Below are 15,783 nucleotides of genomic sequence, written 5' to 3'. Positions count from 1 at the left end.
CCCCGCTGTCTATAGAGGTATAGCCAGAGCGAAACACCGTTTCTCCTCAAGCCAGACCCACCACCGGCAGCGGATCTGCCCGTGGTTCCGCCCCGCTTGAGGAGTTCCTGTCCATGCCGTCCACGGCATCTGCCTGTCATCGTCGCGCCACCGTTCTGGCCCTGGCCATCTCCACCGCACTGCTGCCGATGGCCTGGGCGCCGAGCGCGCAGGCGCAACCGGCGGTCATCGCGCCGTTGCGCGCGTACGCCATTCCGGAACAACCCTTGGCTGACGCGGTGCGGGCGTTCGGTCGCCAGGCCGACGTGCAGGTGGTGTTCCGCAGCGATCTGGTGGAAGGCCGCCGCTCCAGCGCGGTGAACGGCGAGTACAGCCAGATGCAGGCCCTGCAGCAGCTGCTGCGCGGCAGCGGGGTGCGTGCGCAGCGCGGCACGGATGGTACCTGGAGCCTGCGCGCGGCTGCGGAGGCAGCCGAGGGGAGGGGTGCGGGTGACCGACACGCTGGACGTGGCCGGTCGCCTGCAAGCGGAGGGGGCGAGGCCCGCGATCGGCGTGGCTACGATGATGTGTTCGCGCTCGACCTGACCACGGCGTACTCGGGGCGTGACCGGGTGGAGCGCTATCGCGGCTCCAATCCGGCCGACGTGGTCAAGGATCTGGTCGGTGTGTTCAGTGGCGACGCACGCAACAGCGGCGCGCTGGATATCAACATCCGTGGCATCCAGGGGCCGGGGCGGGTGCCGGTCAGCATCGATGGTGGCGAACAGGCGCTCACCGTCTGGAGAGGCTACAACGGGGTCAGCAACCGCAACTACATCGATCCCAACCTGATTGGTGGCATCCAGGTCATCAAGGGGCCAGGGCTGGTGCGCGATGTGCACAGCGGGATCGGCGGTGCGCTGGTGATCAAGACCATCGACGTCGATGACATCGTGGCCGCCGGCGAGCGCTTCGGCGGGGAGCTGAAGATCGAAGGCAGCAGCAATGCGGTGGCGCCGCGCCTGCCACGCCTGCACACCGGCGAAGACTACCGCACGGTATCCGGCTTCCCGCAGGGCTCGCCGGCCTCGCCCTATGACGACCGCACCCTGGTGGTGCCGGTGAAGTCGCGCAGTGGCAACAATCCCTTCGACGGCGAGGACCAGGCCTGGCGCTTGGCACTCGGCTACCGCGGCGACACCGTCGACCTGATGGCGGCCTATGCCTGGCGCAAGCGTGGCAACTACTTCTCCGGCAGCAAGGGCAGCGCCTACTACGACCAGGACCCGCGCGAGCAGTACGAGTACCAGGGCATCGACTACATCACCACGCTGGCGCGCTACTTCAAGCCCGGTGATGAGGTGCCCAACACCTCCAGCGAACAGGAATCGTGGCTGCTCAAGGGCAGCTGGCAGATCAACGACGACCAGCAGCTGAAGGCCACGTGGCGGCGAACGCTGTCGCACTACGGCGAGATCATGCCCTCGCGCATCCTGTCGGCGCCGGACTATGGCCGCATCCAGTGGCCGCTCAGCCGCGTCGCCTCCGATGCCTGGAACCTGGAATACCGCTTCCAGCCAGCCGGCAGCCGTTGGCTGGATCTGTACGCCAACCTGTGGCGCACCGAGACCGACAGCGACACCTACACCGCAGGCGGCTTTCCCAACTTCGCGCCGGGCAACCCGGCCTGGAACCCGGACGCCAGCCCGATCCTGCGCAACACCGCGCTGGCCAATGCGCGCAACGACCGCACCGGCCTGACCCTGAGCAACCGTTTCGCCCTGCATTCCACCCTGGATCTGACCGTGGGCGGCAACTGGCAGTACGAATCGCTGGGCTCGCGTGACCCGTACTTCGGTCCTTCCGATGGTTGGCGCATGTTCCCGCGTGCCGGCCGCCGCCAGGAAGGCGAGGGCTACCTCAACCTGGAATGGCGCCCGTTCGAGTTCCTCACCCTCAACGCGGGCGTGCGCTACAGCCGCTACTGGGCGTTCGACGATTTCCTGCAGGCGCATCCGGAGCTGCTAACCAAGGGCGTGGGCAGCAAGGAAGCGACCTACCGGACCAACGAGCTGCCCGAGCGCCCGGCCAGCCTGCAGGCGCAGATCGATGCGCTGGAATCCGAGCGCGAGTTCTGGGAGAGCATCGGCATGGGCTGGTTCGTCGATGATTCGCTGCGTGGCCTGCTGGCTTACTACGAAACGCCCCAGGCGGTGGAACACCGCATCGCCTGGCAGCCCGATGCCAATGGCAACTACAGCCGCGCCACCAACCCCTGCCTCAACGGCCGGGTGGCGGGCATTGCCGGTGCGCTGCCGCTCTACGCGGGTAGCGACCTGGTCTGCAGCATCGGCAGCACCCTGCAGTCGCGACCGGTGGACGGGCGCAACGAACGCCGTCGTGACCATGCCTGGCTGCCCAGCTTCTCGGCCACGGTGAACCTGTCGCCGGCCGCACGTGTCTACCTGCGCTACAGCGAGGCGGTGCGCTTCCCGAGCATGTTCGAAAGCACCATCGCCTTCTCCAGCAGCCTCAACCCGCTGTATGCGCTCAAGCCCGAACACGCCTACAACTACGAGCTGGCCTACGTGCACAACCTGTCAGGGGTTTTCGGCAACACCGCCGACGCCGACGTGAAGCTGTCCTACTACGTGCACAAGACCCGCGATGTGATCGAGCGTGATGCGTACTTCCTGTTCGACAACATCGACAAGCAGACCATCCGTGGCATCGAGCTGCAGGCACGCTTCGACAACCGGCGCTACTTCACCGAGCTGGGCATCGCGCGCACGCTGGAAAACGAAGTGTGCGACGAAAGCACCGCGGTGCTGCTCGATGCCAACCGTGGACTGGTTCCGAACTGCGTGCAGGATGGTTTCGTCGGTGGCTACCTGCTGACCCAGGCCATTCCGAAACTGTCGGTGAACCTGTCGCTGGGCACCCGCCTGTTCGATGAGCGGTTGGAACTGGGCAGCCGCATCGTGCACTACCAGCGCCACGACAACCCGGACCTGCAGGCCTACCGCGACCGCCTGCTGGCCGGCGGCAGCAGCCTGCTCTGGCAGAACGTGCCGTTCACCTGGGGCAACATCACCACCGTCGATGCCTATGCGCGCTGGCGCTTCAACGAGCACGCCAGCGTGGAGCTGGTCGGCAGCAACCTCGGCAACCGCTACTACGTCGACCCGGCCACCCGCTCCACGCTGCCGGCGCCGGGCCGCACGATCAAGCTCGGCGTCACCGCGCGCTTCTGACTTTCCGCATTCAAGCGTTTCACCCGTAGTTCCCTCAATCCAAGGAGCAATACCATGAAGATGATCTCCCGTTCGGTTCTTGCCGTTGCAGCCACCTTCGCCCTGGCCGGCGCCGCGCAGGCGGCCGATATCGTCGGTGCGGCCAGCCCGGTGACCGACGCCGAGCTGTACGTGGCCGTCGGCGATTCCCAGGTCAACGGTGGCCCGCACTCGGCCGGCAAGGCCGGTATCGGCGTCGGCACCGTTTCCGGCGCCCGCCGTGTCGACTTCCAGGGCCTGTCGGCCTACTCGGTGCCGACCACCGTCAACGGCACCACCGTGCGTACCCTGGCCATGCCGATCACCGGCGCACCGGGCAGCCACTCGGGCATGGGCCACTTCAACTTCGTCAAGGTCGGCAGCGGCGACGTGTGGTTCGGCGAGTGGTCCAAGGATGGCGCCGCCGGTGGCTTCAACAACCGCCAGGTCTACTTCGTCGGTGACCGCACCGGCACCACGCTGCCGGCCGGCGTGGCCACCTACAGCGTGGCGGGCCTGAACAAGTTCAACGGCAGCAACCTGCTGTCGGGTACCTTCCGCGCCAACTTCGGCAACGGCACGCTGGCCGGTGGCATCAGCGGCGGCGGCCTGTCGGTTGCGGTCAATGCCTCCATCAACAGCGCCAACGCCTCGTTCGCCGGCTCGGCCACCGCCAACGGCTCGGTCACCGGCACCACCCAGGGCCAGTTCTTCGGCGCCAACGCCGCCACCCTGGCCGGCATCGCTACCTTCGCCGGCAACAGCCAGTACGACACCGCCTTCGGCGGCAGCAAGAACTGATCGCCACGCCCCTGACGGGGCAGGGCAGGGACAAGCCGCGATCCGCCAGTCCCTGCTTCGGCCCGCTGCATGCATCATCACGGATCGACCATGCGCCATCCCATCCTCCTTCTCGTCCTGCTGCTGGCCGTCGCCGATGTGCGCGCCCAGCAGGACGATCTGCGTCGTGTGCTTGAACAGGGCAGCGAACTGCGCCATCAGCAGCAGGACCAGCAGCGCCTGCAACAGGCCGAATCACAACGCCCGACCATCACCGTCGACGGCCAGACGGTGCGCGTGGAGCGCACCATCGACGACCTCGGCCAGGCCTTGTATCTGTCGTTGCAGCACCAGCAATGGCAGGCCGCCGCAGCGTTCCTGAGCGAGTACATCGAACTACCCGGGCACGACCCGTTGCTGCGCCACTACGCACAGGGCGCGCTGGCCCGGGTGGCCGGTGACCATCGCGGTGCCGCGCGCGAGTATGAAGCCCTGCTGGAGGCGCAGCCGGACTTCCTGCCGGCCCGCCTTGAACTGGCGCGCGTCTACGCCGAGGACCAGCGCGACCGTGAGGCGGCGGCGTTGTTCGCGGCGATCGCGGCCGGCATCGACAGCGACGATCCGGCCACTGCCGGCGTGCGCGCACGGGTCGATGGTTATCTGGCCGCGTTGCAGGCGCGCCAGCGCTGGAAAGGCGCGGTGGCGGCCGGGCCTGCCTGGAGCGACAACATCAATCGCAGCTCGGCCAGCCGCACCTGCCTGTTCGGCGTGGGCGACAACTGCATCATCGAACGCACACTGCCGAAGGCACAGCACGCCGTCGGCCTGGATTACGATGCCAGCCTGGAGCGGCGCTGGGCGCTGGCCGGCCATCATGGCCTGTACGTGCGTGGGTTGGCGTTCGGCCAGGCGTGGCGCGGGCACAGCGCCTACAACGAACTCAACGCCAGTGTGCAGGCGGGCTACAGCTGGCGCAGTGCGCGACACACCGTGCTGCTGGCGCCCAGCTACGATTACCAGGCATTGGGCAACCACGCCTTGCAGGGCGGCAGCGGCATGCATGGCGAGTGGCAGTACGCACTCGATGCCCGCAGCCTGCTGAAACTGGAGGCCGACTGGAAACGCCAGCGCTATCGGCAGCCGGGCCTGGCCGACAACTACGATGGTGAGCTGGCCGCGCTGTATGCCACCTGGTTCCGCGCGCTCAACCCGCGTTGGACCGTGTTTGCCGGCGTGGACCTGACCGACAGCCATGCTGCCGACGACGCCAACGGTTACCGCCAGCGCGGCGTGCGGCTGGGCGCGGCACGCCAGTGGAGCGGCACCACCGCCACCGTGTTCGTTTCGCTGCGCCAACGTGACTACGACGCCTGGAGCCCGCTGCTGGAAGCGCGCCGACAGGACGACGAACAGAACCTGATCGCCATCGTGCGCAGCGAGCGCTTGGCCGTGGCCGGTCTGGTGCCCAGCCTGAGCCTGCGCTATGCCCGTATCGACAGCAACGTCGGCTGGTTGTACAGCCATGACCGCAGCCTGTTCAGCCTGAAGTGGGAGCGTGCGTTCTGAGCCGTGTGCGTGCCCTGGGTGAATGCGCCGTGGGCGTGATCCTCATAGATCGTCACGCGCCCTTGTAGTCCAGTTCGCGCATCCTGCCCACGTTGCGGCGCGACAGGCCGCGGGTACCGAGGAGTGCGGCGCGTGCGGGAAGCAGGCAACACAGCGGAAGGGTTGAAAGGGCTGCGTGTGCTGGTGGCGGAGGATGAGTTCGCCATCGCGATGTTCCTGGTGGACTACCTGGAATTGAAAGGGGCGCAGGTGGTCGGGCCGGCCGGGGATCTGCAGGCGCTGGGACAGCTGGTCGATACCCACCCCATCGACGTGGCGCTGCTGGACATCAACCTGGGGGGAACAGGTCTATCCGTTGGCAGATCGCCTGGCCGAAGCCGGCACGCCGTTCCTGCTCACCTCCGGTTACGACGACAACCTGCCCAGCCGCTTCGCGGCGGCGCCACGCTGCACCAAGCCCTACCACATCGAGGCGTTGGTCCAGCAGCTGGCTGGGCTGGTGGCAGCTCCGCAGGTGTCTGCGTGCGTGCGTTGATCGCAGCGCATGGCACGCCGTAGCGACGACATACATGCCGACGGCCTGCGGGGCTCGATGCCCGCACCGTTGCATCGGCGCGCGCGCCGCGACGGCATGGCCGCACGCATTGCCCAGCACGAATGGTCCAGCACGCCGCTGGGCGCCATCGAGCACTGGCCGCCGCATCTGCGCGCCACGGTCGATCTGATGCTGGCCCACGGCTTCCCGATGATCGTGCTGTGGGGCGAACAGCGGGTGCAGCTGTACAACGATGGCTATGCCGAGATCCTGGACGACCGCCACCCTGCGGGGCTCGGCCAGCCAGCCCGCGAATGCTGGCCGGAGGTGTGGCACATCAATGGCCCGCTCTACACGCGCGTCTGGCAGGGCGAAACACTCACCTTCGAGGACAAGCGCTTTCCGCTGGCGCGGCAGGGCCGCCTGGAGGACCGCTGGTTCACCCTGACCTGCAGCCCGATCCGTGGCGAGGAGGGCGCATCTGCGGGGTGCTGGTGACCCTGTTCGAGACCACCGCCGCGCATCGGGCGCTGGCGGCGCGCGAACGCGAGGAGCAGCGCCGGCGCGAGAGCGAACGGCGCCTGGAACTGGCCTTCAAGGTACTGCCGGTGGGCCTGTGCATCGTCGATCTTCAGGGCCACATACAGTTGTCCAACGACCAGATGCGTGCCTACCTGCCCACCGGCAAGGTGCCCTCGGCCGACACGGCCAACCAGTACCGCTGGCGTGGCTGGCATGCCGATGGCACACCGATCGAAGCGCAGGATTTCGCCATTTCGCGGGCCATGCGCGGCGAAACCGTGGTGCCGGGGCTGGAGTTCCAGTTCCTGCATGACGATGGCCGCACCCTCTGGACACGGGTGGCGGCCGCGCCGCTGCGTGATGCCGACGGGGAGGTCAGCGGCGTGTTTGCCATTGCCGTGGACATCGACGATCTCAAGCGCGCCACCGAGCGCCAGTCGGTGCTGCTGGCCGAGCTGCAGCACCGGGTACGCAACATCATGTCCACCATCCATGCCATCGCCTGGCGCACCCGCGAATCGGTCGGCAGCGTGGATGAGTATGCCGACCGGCTGTGCGGGCGCCTGATGTCGCTGGCGCGCACGCAGAGCCTGCTCACCCGCGGTGCCAACGCGGGCGTCTGCCTGCGCGGCATGCTGGAGCAGGAGATCGCGGCGCAGGTGCCTGCGGCGGCGGCCTGCCAGCTACAGGGCGAAGATGTGCTGCTGCCACCGAAGGCGGCTGAGGTATTGTCCCTGGCCATCCACGAGCTGGCCAGCAATGCGCTGCGGCACGGTGCGCTGGCCCATGAAGACGGCCGCATCCAGGTGAGCTGGCGGCTGCAGGAGCGGCAGGGTGAGCCCTGGCTGGAACTGCACTGGCGCGAGCGTCACGCCGAGGTGGAGGGCTGGGAGCTGCCGCGCCAGCGCGGCCTGGGTCGGGCCCTGATCGAGCAGCGGGTGCCGTACGAGCTGGCCGGCAGCGGCCAGTTGCGCTTCGGGCCGGAGGGCCTGGATGCCCGCATCGGCTTCCCCTTGCGGGAACGCGGCAGCCTGCTGCAGACCGACGCCCCGCAGGCCCGGTCGGGGGGCTGACGCAGGGGGACTGGGGCATTTATCCGCAATTGGGCCAAATTGGGCATAATGGGCTCAATCGTTCCCGCCTGGAGCCGTGCCATGACCCTTCCGCTGGACCTGCCTGGCCTGGAAAAGGCCCCTGCCTCGTCGGTGAAGACCCGTGGCTGGCCGAGCCTGATGCGCACCGTGCGCGAGAAGCAGGCGCTGGTCATCACCAACCACAACCACCCCGAAGCGGTGATCGTGGACATCCGCACCTACCAGGAACTGCTGGCCAAGGCCGCCGGCGGCGATGCCGATGAGCGCAGCGAGGAACTGCTGCGCCTGCGCACCGAGTTCGACCAGACCCTGGCCGGGCTGCAGCGCGGGCAGGGCCTGGGCAAGGTGCTGGGCAAGCCGATCCGCCGCGGCCGCAAGGTGGCCCTCGGCCGCCCGCTCTGACCGATGGGGCGGATCCTGGTACTGGCCGGCGTCAATGGCGCCGGCAAGAGTTCGCTGCTGGGCACCTGGCTGGAAGCCGACGGCCTGGCCTGGTTCAACCCCGACAGCTTCACCCGTCGCCTGGTCGAGGCCGGCTGGCCGTTGGCCGAGGCCAACGCCGAAGCGTGGCAGGAAGGCACCCGGCGGCTGCGCCAGGCCATGGCCGAGGGCAGCGACTTCGCGTTCGAGACCACGCTGGGCGGCAACACCATTCCCCGCCTGCTGCGCGAGGCCTGCGATCACCACCAGGTGGCCATCTGGTTCTGCGGCCTGGCAACCGTGGAGCTGCACATCGCCCGTGTCGCCGCACGGGTGGCCGCGGGCGGCCACGATATTCCCGTGGAGAAGATCCACGCCCGCTTCGATTCGGCACGCGAGAACCTGCTGGATCTGCTGCCGTACCTGGCCGAGCTGCACGTCTACGACAACAGCGCCCCGGCCGACGCCGAAGGCTGCGTCGAGCCGCTGCCGGTGCTGGCGATGGAACACGGGCAGCTGCAGTACCCGGTGTCCGTGGCCGAGCTGCTGCACACCCCGGACTGGGCCAAGCCCATCGTGATGCGCGCCATGGAGTTGAACAGCGCGCACGACTGAGCGCAGGGAAGTGTGGTGGGTGCGACCAACTGCTCTGGTGGGTGCGACCAACCGCTCTGGTGGGTGCGAACCTTGGTTCGCACGCTTGAATCACCCCGCGCGGGCCACCATGCCCAGCACCGTGCCGGCCAACGCAAGCCAAGCCGGCACCGTCAGCCGCCGGCTGACCAACGCCGCGCCCACCACGGCCAGCATCGAAAAGACAATGGCCAATGCCAGCAGCGGCTCGCCGCGCAGGAACTGATGGATGCAACCGGCACAGCCGGCAATGGCCAGGCTGGTGGCAAGGGAAACGGGGAACACGGAGCCAGCGTACACAGACGTACCTCGCGAAGATGCAGGCCATAGCGGCCGCGCAACGTGCAAATTTAGCCCCAGTTGCAGATTGCGAGGCGTGCATCACAGGCCGTGCGCGTTGCGCTTACATCGTGCTGCCTAGGCTGGACCACACCCCACATCCCCTGTCTGCTGGAGATTGCAATGGCCCGCACCATTCCCGAAGGAACCCTGATTGTTGTCGCCGATGGCGGCTCGGCCCGCGTGTTCACCAACGTGGGCAGCGATCGCGAGCTCACCTTGAAGCAGGAAGGCGAACTACGCCTGCAGGACATCAGCGCGCAGGGCGTATCGGGGCAGGGCCCGGCCGGTGCAGTGCCGAAGGATATGTCCGTGTCGCAGCTCAACGAAGCCACCTTCGCCAAACAGGTGGCAGAGCAGCTCAACGACGACGCCCTGAACAACCGTTACGCCCATCTGGTGCTGGTGGCCGACCCGACCACCCTGGGGCGCATCCGCCCGCTGCTGCACAAGGAGACCCAGGCGCGGCTGCTGGGCGATATCGCCAAGGATCTGACCAACGCACCCCTGGCTGACATCCAGAAGGCGGTTGCCGCGTAGGCGCCTGGATATATACCGGCGGGATGGCTCAGCCGGCGGGATGGATCAACCGGCGGGATGGATCAACCGGCGGGATGGATGGGCCGACTGGGTAGAGCCGACTGCTAGTCGGCTATCGCGCGAAGCGCGGGCTTTGGCGGACGCGAAGCGCAGTCGACTGACAGTCGACTCTACCCGGTCGATGCCGTCGATGCCCTCCGCTTCGTCTGCGTCACCCGCCGCCGCACCGTCAGTGATACGTCACCTTTTCCGCTTCCGCCCGCAGCTCCTGCAGCAGGCATCGTCCGTGCTGGCTCAGCATCACCATCGCCGTGGCAATCTGCTTCGGGTTGTAGTCCATCGGTGCCGGCGGCTTCGGCTCGGGGCCGTACTGCTCGCCGATGAGGATGGCCATGCCTTCGGCACTGTTGAATGCCTGTTCGATACGATGGAACAGCGATTCCATGGCCGGGCTGAGCGTGCGTTCGGACGTCATGCGGAAACTCCTTGGGTAGCGAAGGCCACCGCAAGGGTGGCGGGCGATGCGAGGTTGGAACCCGGAGAAACTGGAGAACTCCGATGGCCAGACGGCCACACGCAGCGCCCGCCGTAGTCACGACAGGCAGTTCTCCAGTTTCATGCGGGGGTTCCAATCCCGGCAGCGGAATCCCCGCTGCGGTGCCATCGTGCACACATCACGGCGCGAAACACCCATTGATGTTTGCTGCCGAATGGGCGCAATCGAAAGATCACATCAGTCACTACGACTCACTCCCGCTAAAACATGTCAGGCGCGACCATCCCTGTCGCGCCTTGCATACAGTGGCCAGAAACTCCTGTTCTCCAGCCACACCTCTCGCCCCCAGATCAACCCGCAATCGAAGCGATCACGGGCTGAAGGCGACTGATTACCAGCTGTAACTGACACTGGGATCGGCGTATGTGCGCCATTCGTAGAGTCGAGCTTGCTCGACTCTACAAACCAGCAGCCGGGCGTGGCGTGGTTCCGCGCGAGAAGCAGTCGAGCAAGCTCGACTCTACGGGCCACGCAGGCCGGGCAGGGCCTTTACCAGCTGTAGCTCAGACCCACCTGCGCGCTGGTCTGGTGGAAGCCACTTGCCTTCTGCAGCGACAGCCCACCCCAGGCACCCACGCCGTTGGCAAACTTCAACGACGCACCGGCACTGAACTCGCCGCGGTTACGCGGAATGCGCGCATCCACCACTTCATCATCCATGCGGATCTGCGATTCGCTGCGGGTGTGCAGCCAGTTGGCGGCCACATACGGCTGCACCTCGGTGGTACCGTTGCCCCAGCGGGTCACGCCGGAAAGACGCACGCCCGCGCGACCGAACAGGCCATCGGCATTCTCGGCACTCACCACCGTGCCGTTGGTTTCGGTGTGGCGGTAGTTGTCCCAGCGGCTGTAACCCACCTGCAGCTGCGGCTCCAGATAGATGCCGCCATTGCTGGCGCCACCCACGCGGAACGCATAGCCGGTTTCCACCGCACCCTGCCAGGCGCGGCTGTCATAGCGCTCGGCGTCCAGGCCGATACCTTCCACGCGGTTGCGGAACTGCGCACGCTGCACCGAGCCATCCACATAGAAGCCCGCATACGGATCGCCACCGTTGCCACCACGCCAGGTGCCGTACACACCCAGCGCCTCGCCCTTCACCTTGCCGCGCGCGTAGTAGCCGGTCAGCTCATTGGTGGAGGTGCTGGTAGCGTTGCCGCTGGACAGCATCACGCCCACGCTGCTGCCATTATCGGCGCGCCACAGATCGGCACCGACGGTCAGCGCTTGGCTGTTGCCACGGATGTCGAGCTGGCGGCTGATGGCATCGAAACCATTGCGCGAGCCATCCACGCGGGCCCAGGCACGGCCCGATTTCTGGCCGGCATGGCGATCGTGGTAGCCAATGCGGAACATGCTCTGCGCGGCCTGCAGGTTGGCCAGGTAGGCGCCGGGTTCGGGGCGCAGCACCGGGTCCGGATCCGGGCCCGGCAGCACCGGGTTGCACTCGGGCAGCGTCGGGTCGGTCTCGCACGGGTCCGGCTGAGTCGGCAGCTGCGAGCGCAGGTACCAGTTGCCATCGGCGCCGGTGCCCTTGAACAGGAAGTACTCGTACTGCCCGCCCACGGCACGGCCGGCCAGGTTGAACTGGCCATTGGAAGCGCCACCGACCTGGATCAGCTCGATGCCCTGGCGGGTCTGCGCGCCGGCACCGCCGACGTTGTTCACGCGCACATTGGCCGTGCCGCTGGTGTCGCCGCCGATGATGAGCTTGTCCGAAGCAGAACTATCGCCGGCCAGCACGGTGTTGAACACGAGGGTGCCGTCGTTGCCGGTGAAGTTGCCGGCCACATTGAGGGTGTTGAAGCTGGCGCCGTTGCCGAGCGATACATTGCCGTTGCCGAGGTTGAGCGAGCCGACCGAGGAATCTCCGGTCATGTTCCAGATTGCGGAATCCAGCGCCACGCTGGTGACGTTGGTCATCGCACCGGTGATGCTGGCGTTGTTGGACAGTGCGACGTCCACCGTGCTACCCACTGCATTGACGATGTTGCCAGCCAGTGAAGAGGCATCGACCGCCAGGTTGATCCGCGCATCTGTGGCCAGCACCTCCAGCAGATTGCCATTGCCGCCGATCAGGCTTGCGCCGTTGCGGAACGTCAATTCCACAATGGTTGGGGCATCGCCTGGACGGGCTGCAGCGACCAGTATGCCCGCGCCTGTCCTTCCTTCAACGCGTGATCCGTCCACGGTGACCCGCGCGGGGCCAGTGGCAGGATTGGAGAACGAGTCGAATCGCAGGAAGATTCCCTGCGCATCGCCCAGGATCTCGCTGCCATCGGTCGCACTTACCTGGCTGTTTCCAGCAATGAACAGGCCGGTGCCAGCGTTCAGATCGGTGCTGTCGCGCGCAAGCCCCTCAAGTCGTGACCTGCTGAGGTTCAGGGAATTGTTGTCCACAGTGCTGGCGCCGATGCCGCTACCGACCAGACTGCTCCCGGCGATACTGGCCTGTCCGCTTCCGCTGTTGCTTGTCATCAACAGCGCTCGTCCCCCGTGTTCACCAGGGTCGTGTCGGTGAGGGTGACTTGGCCGCTGGAGGAACGGATGAGGGCGGAGGTATTGGCGCTGATAGTGGCGCCGGTCATGCCAACGCGTGCGCCGTTGGACGCGGTTATGGAGAGCACGTTCCCGCCTGCAGTGATGCTCAGGTCGGCGTTGTCGACAGTCCATGCCTCGGTTGGGTCACCAGGACCGACCACGGCTGACTGACCCGGGGTGAGCGTGCCGGCGTGCGCTGCAAGGCACATGGAGAGGGAGCTGGCCACAGCCAGCACCAGCGAACGACGGACAGCGATCTTCATGACGGAACTCCTGCAGAGGGAAAGACTTCAGGAAAACTGCCGTGTTCACATCGTTCGACTGAATGAGGCACTCAGATAACGTGAAGCCGACGTGATACGGATTTGTTTTCCTGCCCAGGGCGCAGCGGAGTTCGAATCCCGTCCCGGCCGCCGACGCTCCTTGCCGGGTTGCCGCTCCGCTGCGCCCTTGAGGCACCGGCGCAGTCTGCGGATCGGCAACACGCGGATAAATACAAAAAGTTGCAGATGAAATAGGACAGGTCCTGTCGCATACGGAGCCGTTCAGCTGCGCCGCAGCATGCAGGGTGGGGAGGGCAGTGCTAGGCTCCTGACCACCACCTGAATCGATCCAAATGCCGATGCTCATGTTGGAACGTCGTTTCCTGCTCGCTGTCGCCGCTTCGGCGATGTTCGCCTCCGGTCTGGCCGCTGCGGCGCCTGCGCGGACTGCCGCCGACAAGGCCTATGCCTCGGTGGACCCGTTCATCGGTACGGGAGGCGAAGGCCATACCTATCCGGGTGCGACGGTGCCGTTCGGCATGGTCCAGCTCAGCCCGGACACGCGCATCCAGCCGCGTGAGAAGGCCTATGGCTGGGCGGCGGGCTACCGTTACGACGACAGCAGCATCGTCGGTTTCTCGCACACGCATTTCTCAGGCACCGGCCATTCCGATCTGGGCGACATACTGCTGATGCCGTTCACCGGCAACCCGGGCCTGGAGCGCGGCGACCCCGAGAAGCCCAGGAGTGGTTACGCCTCGCGCTTCCGCCACGACGACGAGAAAGCCGAGCCGGGCTACTACGCGGTCACCCTGGACGACTACAAGGTGCGCGCCGAGCTGACCACCAGCGCGCGCGTGGGCGTGCATCGCTACGCGTTCCCCAAGGGCACCGAGGCCAAGGTGCTGCTGGACATGCGCACCAGCATGTACGACTACCCGGGCAAGATCCTGTGGTCGCGGGTACGGGTGCGTTCCGATGGCACGGTGACCGGCTTCCGCGAGACCCGTGGTTGGGCCGCCGGCCGCCAGCTGTACTTTGCGATGCGCTTCTCGCGCCCGCTGTCGGGCCACGAACTGCACAACACCGAGCAGGACATCGTCTACAAGGGCTTCCCGCCGCCGGGCGAGAAGGACCCGGCACAGCGTGCGCAGATTGAAGGCCGGCAGCTGGTCGGCACCTTCAACTTTGGCAAGCTGGACGCACCGCTGGTGGTGAAGGTTGCGATTTCGCCGGTCAGCGAGGCCGGTGCCATCGCCAACCTCGATGCCGAAGTGGCCGACTTCGATTTCGACCGCGTGCGCGCCCAGGCCAAACAGGAATGGACGCAGGCGCTGTCGGTGCTGGATATCGACGCGCCCGAGCATGCGCGCCGCAGCGCCTATACTGCGCTGTACCACACGATGCTGGGGCCGACGCTGTTCATGGACGCCGATGGCCAGTACCGCGGCTCGGACAATGCCGTGCACAAGGCCGAGGGCTACACGAACTATTCCACGTTCTCGCTGTGGGACACCTACCGGGCGCTGCACCCGCTGCTGACCTTGGTGCAGCCGGAAAAGCGCAACAGCGACTTCATCAACTCGATGCTGGCTCACCACGAGCACAGCCCCTACGGCATGCTTCCGGTATGGTCGTTCCACGGCCTGGAAGACTGGTGCATGATCGGCTACCACGCGGTGCCGGTGATCGCCGACGCCTACGTGAAGGGCATTCGTGGTTTCGATGCGGACAAGGCGCTGAAGGCGATGGTGGAGACCGCCAATTACGGCCCGTATGACGGCATTGCGCAGTACCGCGAGCTGGGTTACGTGCCGATTGATGAGGAAGGCGAAGCGGCCAGCAAGACGCTGGAATACGCGTTTGACGATTGGACCATCGCGCGCATGGCGCAGGCGATGGGCAAGACCGATGTGGCGGCGACCTTCGACAAGCGCGCCGGCAACTGGCGCAACGCCTTCGACAAGGACACCGGCTTCATGCGCGCACGCAAGCGCGATGGCAGCTTCCGCACCCCGTTCGACCCCAGTGCCAGCGGCTACGGCACCGACTACACCGAAGGCAACGCCTGGCAGTACTCGTGGTACGTGCCGCAGGACGTGGCCGGCCTGGCCGCAGTGCACGGTGGCAGCGATAAGCTGCTCGCGCGGCTGGACGACGTGTTCAACGCCACAGTCGATCCCTCGATCTTCGCGCACATGGAAGACATCACCGGCCTGATCGGCTGGTATGCGCACGGCAACGAACCCAGCCACCATGTGGCGTATCTGTACTCGTACGCCGGCCAGCCGTGGCGCACGCAGGCGCGCCTCAAGCAGATCATGGACACCCAGTACGCCGACCGCCCCGATGGCCTGGCAGGCAATGACGACGTAGGCCAGATGTCGGCGTGGTATGTGTTCACCGCGCTGGGTTTCTACCCGGTGGCACCGGGCTCGGGCGAGTACATCCTCGGCCGCCCGTTCCTGCCGAAGACCGCAATGCGCCTGCCCAACGGCAAGACCTTCACCATCGTGGCCGACGGGCTGGATGACGCGCATACCTATGTGGGCAGTGTGAGCCTCAACGGCAAGCCGCTGCAGCGCACCTTCCTGCGCCATGATGAGATTCTTGCCGGTGGAGAGCTGCGCTTCAGCATGCAGGCCGAACCGAACAAGGCATGGCCGGGGCAGGGCGCGCAGGCGCCGTATTCGATGAGCCGATGATGCGTTGACGGTTGCCATGCGGAGATCTCCGCTTGTGG

Annotated in this window: 10 protein-coding genes and 3 pseudogenes; 9 read left to right on the top strand and 4 right to left on the bottom strand. The window is 66.5% G+C overall.

Annotated elements, in window-relative coordinates; genetic code table 11:
* Positions 1-113 precede the first annotated feature (113 nt).
* The 7 genes and pseudogenes from N4G47_RS10015 to N4G47_RS09985 all read left to right on the top strand — a co-directional run bounded on the left by N4G47_RS10015 (position 114) and on the right by N4G47_RS09985 (position 8,783).
* Positions 114-3,233: pseudogene (locus N4G47_RS10015) on the top strand (TonB-dependent receptor).
* Between the two features lie 54 nt (positions 3,234-3,287).
* A complete protein-coding gene (locus N4G47_RS10010; RefSeq protein ID WP_107230705.1) occupies positions 3,288-4,052 on the top strand; it encodes a Slam-dependent surface lipoprotein in 765 nt (254 codons plus the stop codon).
* A gap of 90 nt (positions 4,053-4,142) precedes the next feature.
* On the top strand, positions 4,143-5,597 hold the full coding sequence (locus N4G47_RS10005; protein ID WP_475286844.1) for a surface lipoprotein assembly modifier: 1,455 nt from the start codon (positions 4,143-4,145) through the stop codon (positions 5,595-5,597).
* A gap of 132 nt (positions 5,598-5,729) precedes the next feature.
* Positions 5,730-6,132 (top strand): annotated as a pseudogene (locus N4G47_RS10000) (response regulator).
* Positions 6,133-6,141: 9 nt separating this feature from the next.
* Positions 6,142-7,727 (top strand): annotated as a pseudogene (locus N4G47_RS09995) (sensor histidine kinase).
* Positions 7,728-7,808: 81 nt separating this feature from the next.
* The gene (locus N4G47_RS09990; protein WP_107230701.1) at positions 7,809-8,150 is read left to right on the top strand and encodes a type II toxin-antitoxin system prevent-host-death family antitoxin; all 342 of its coding nucleotides are present in this window, start codon (positions 7,809-7,811) and stop codon (positions 8,148-8,150) included.
* Between the two features lie 3 nt (positions 8,151-8,153).
* A complete protein-coding gene (locus N4G47_RS09985; protein WP_107230700.1) occupies positions 8,154-8,783 on the top strand; it encodes an ATPase in 630 nt (209 codons plus the stop codon).
* A gap of 90 nt (positions 8,784-8,873) precedes the next feature.
* Here the strand turns inward: N4G47_RS09985 and N4G47_RS09980 are convergent, their stop codons facing one another.
* Positions 8,874-9,086: a hypothetical protein gene (locus N4G47_RS09980; protein ID WP_309341000.1), complete on the bottom strand. Its 213-nt coding sequence runs from the start codon at positions 9,084-9,086 to the stop codon at positions 8,874-8,876.
* Between the two features lie 177 nt (positions 9,087-9,263).
* On the opposite strand from N4G47_RS09980, the gene N4G47_RS09975 reads away from it, so the two are divergent.
* Positions 9,264-9,680, top strand: coding sequence for a host attachment family protein (locus N4G47_RS09975; RefSeq protein WP_107230698.1), 417 nt, complete (start codon positions 9,264-9,266; stop codon positions 9,678-9,680).
* A 229-nt stretch (positions 9,681-9,909) separates the two neighbouring features.
* Here the strand turns inward: N4G47_RS09975 and N4G47_RS09970 are convergent, their stop codons facing one another.
* The 3 genes from N4G47_RS09970 to N4G47_RS09960 form a co-directional block, all read right to left on the bottom strand.
* Entirely contained in the window at positions 9,910-10,155 is a 246-nt protein-coding gene (locus tag N4G47_RS09970; protein ID WP_475286841.1) for a hypothetical protein, read from the bottom strand.
* A gap of 570 nt (positions 10,156-10,725) precedes the next feature.
* Positions 10,726-12,714: an autotransporter family protein gene (locus N4G47_RS09965; protein ID WP_475286839.1), complete on the bottom strand. Its 1,989-nt coding sequence runs from the start codon at positions 12,712-12,714 to the stop codon at positions 10,726-10,728.
* Positions 12,714-13,040, bottom strand: coding sequence for a hypothetical protein (locus N4G47_RS09960; RefSeq protein ID WP_475286837.1), 327 nt, complete (start codon positions 13,038-13,040; stop codon positions 12,714-12,716). The genes N4G47_RS09965 and N4G47_RS09960 overlap by 1 nt, the downstream gene beginning before the upstream one ends.
* A 353-nt stretch (positions 13,041-13,393) precedes the next feature.
* On the opposite strand from N4G47_RS09960, the gene N4G47_RS09955 reads away from it, so the two are divergent.
* A complete protein-coding gene (locus N4G47_RS09955; RefSeq protein ID WP_475286836.1) occupies positions 13,394-15,745 on the top strand; it encodes a GH92 family glycosyl hydrolase in 2,352 nt (783 codons plus the stop codon).
* Positions 15,746-15,783: the final 38 nt, after the last annotated feature.

It is taken from the genome of Stenotrophomonas sp. GSD10 (genome assembly GCF_056172695.1).
This window is presented reverse-complemented; position numbering and strand designations above follow the sequence as displayed.

Coding starts and splice junctions, on each gene's coding strand:
- N4G47_RS10010 (WP_107230705.1), top strand. CDS start 3,288: ATGAAGATGATCTCCCGTTCGGTTCTTGCCGTTGCAGCCACCTTCGCC.
- N4G47_RS10005 (WP_475286844.1), top strand. CDS start 4,143: ATGCGCCATCCCATCCTCCTTCTCGTCCTGCTGCTGGCCGTCGCCGAT.
- N4G47_RS09990 (WP_107230701.1), top strand. CDS start 7,809: ATGACCCTTCCGCTGGACCTGCCTGGCCTGGAAAAGGCCCCTGCCTCG.
- N4G47_RS09985 (WP_107230700.1), top strand. CDS start 8,154: ATGGGGCGGATCCTGGTACTGGCCGGCGTCAATGGCGCCGGCAAGAGT.
- N4G47_RS09975 (WP_107230698.1), top strand. CDS start 9,264: ATGGCCCGCACCATTCCCGAAGGAACCCTGATTGTTGTCGCCGATGGC.
- N4G47_RS09970 (WP_475286841.1), bottom strand. CDS start 10,155: ATGACGTCCGAACGCACGCTCAGCCCGGCCATGGAATCGCTGTTCCAT.
- N4G47_RS09965 (WP_475286839.1), bottom strand. CDS start 12,714: ATGACAAGCAACAGCGGAAGCGGACAGGCCAGTATCGCCGGGAGCAGT.
- N4G47_RS09960 (WP_475286837.1), bottom strand. CDS start 13,040: ATGAAGATCGCTGTCCGTCGTTCGCTGGTGCTGGCTGTGGCCAGCTCC.
- N4G47_RS09955 (WP_475286836.1), top strand. CDS start 13,394: ATGCCGATGCTCATGTTGGAACGTCGTTTCCTGCTCGCTGTCGCCGCT.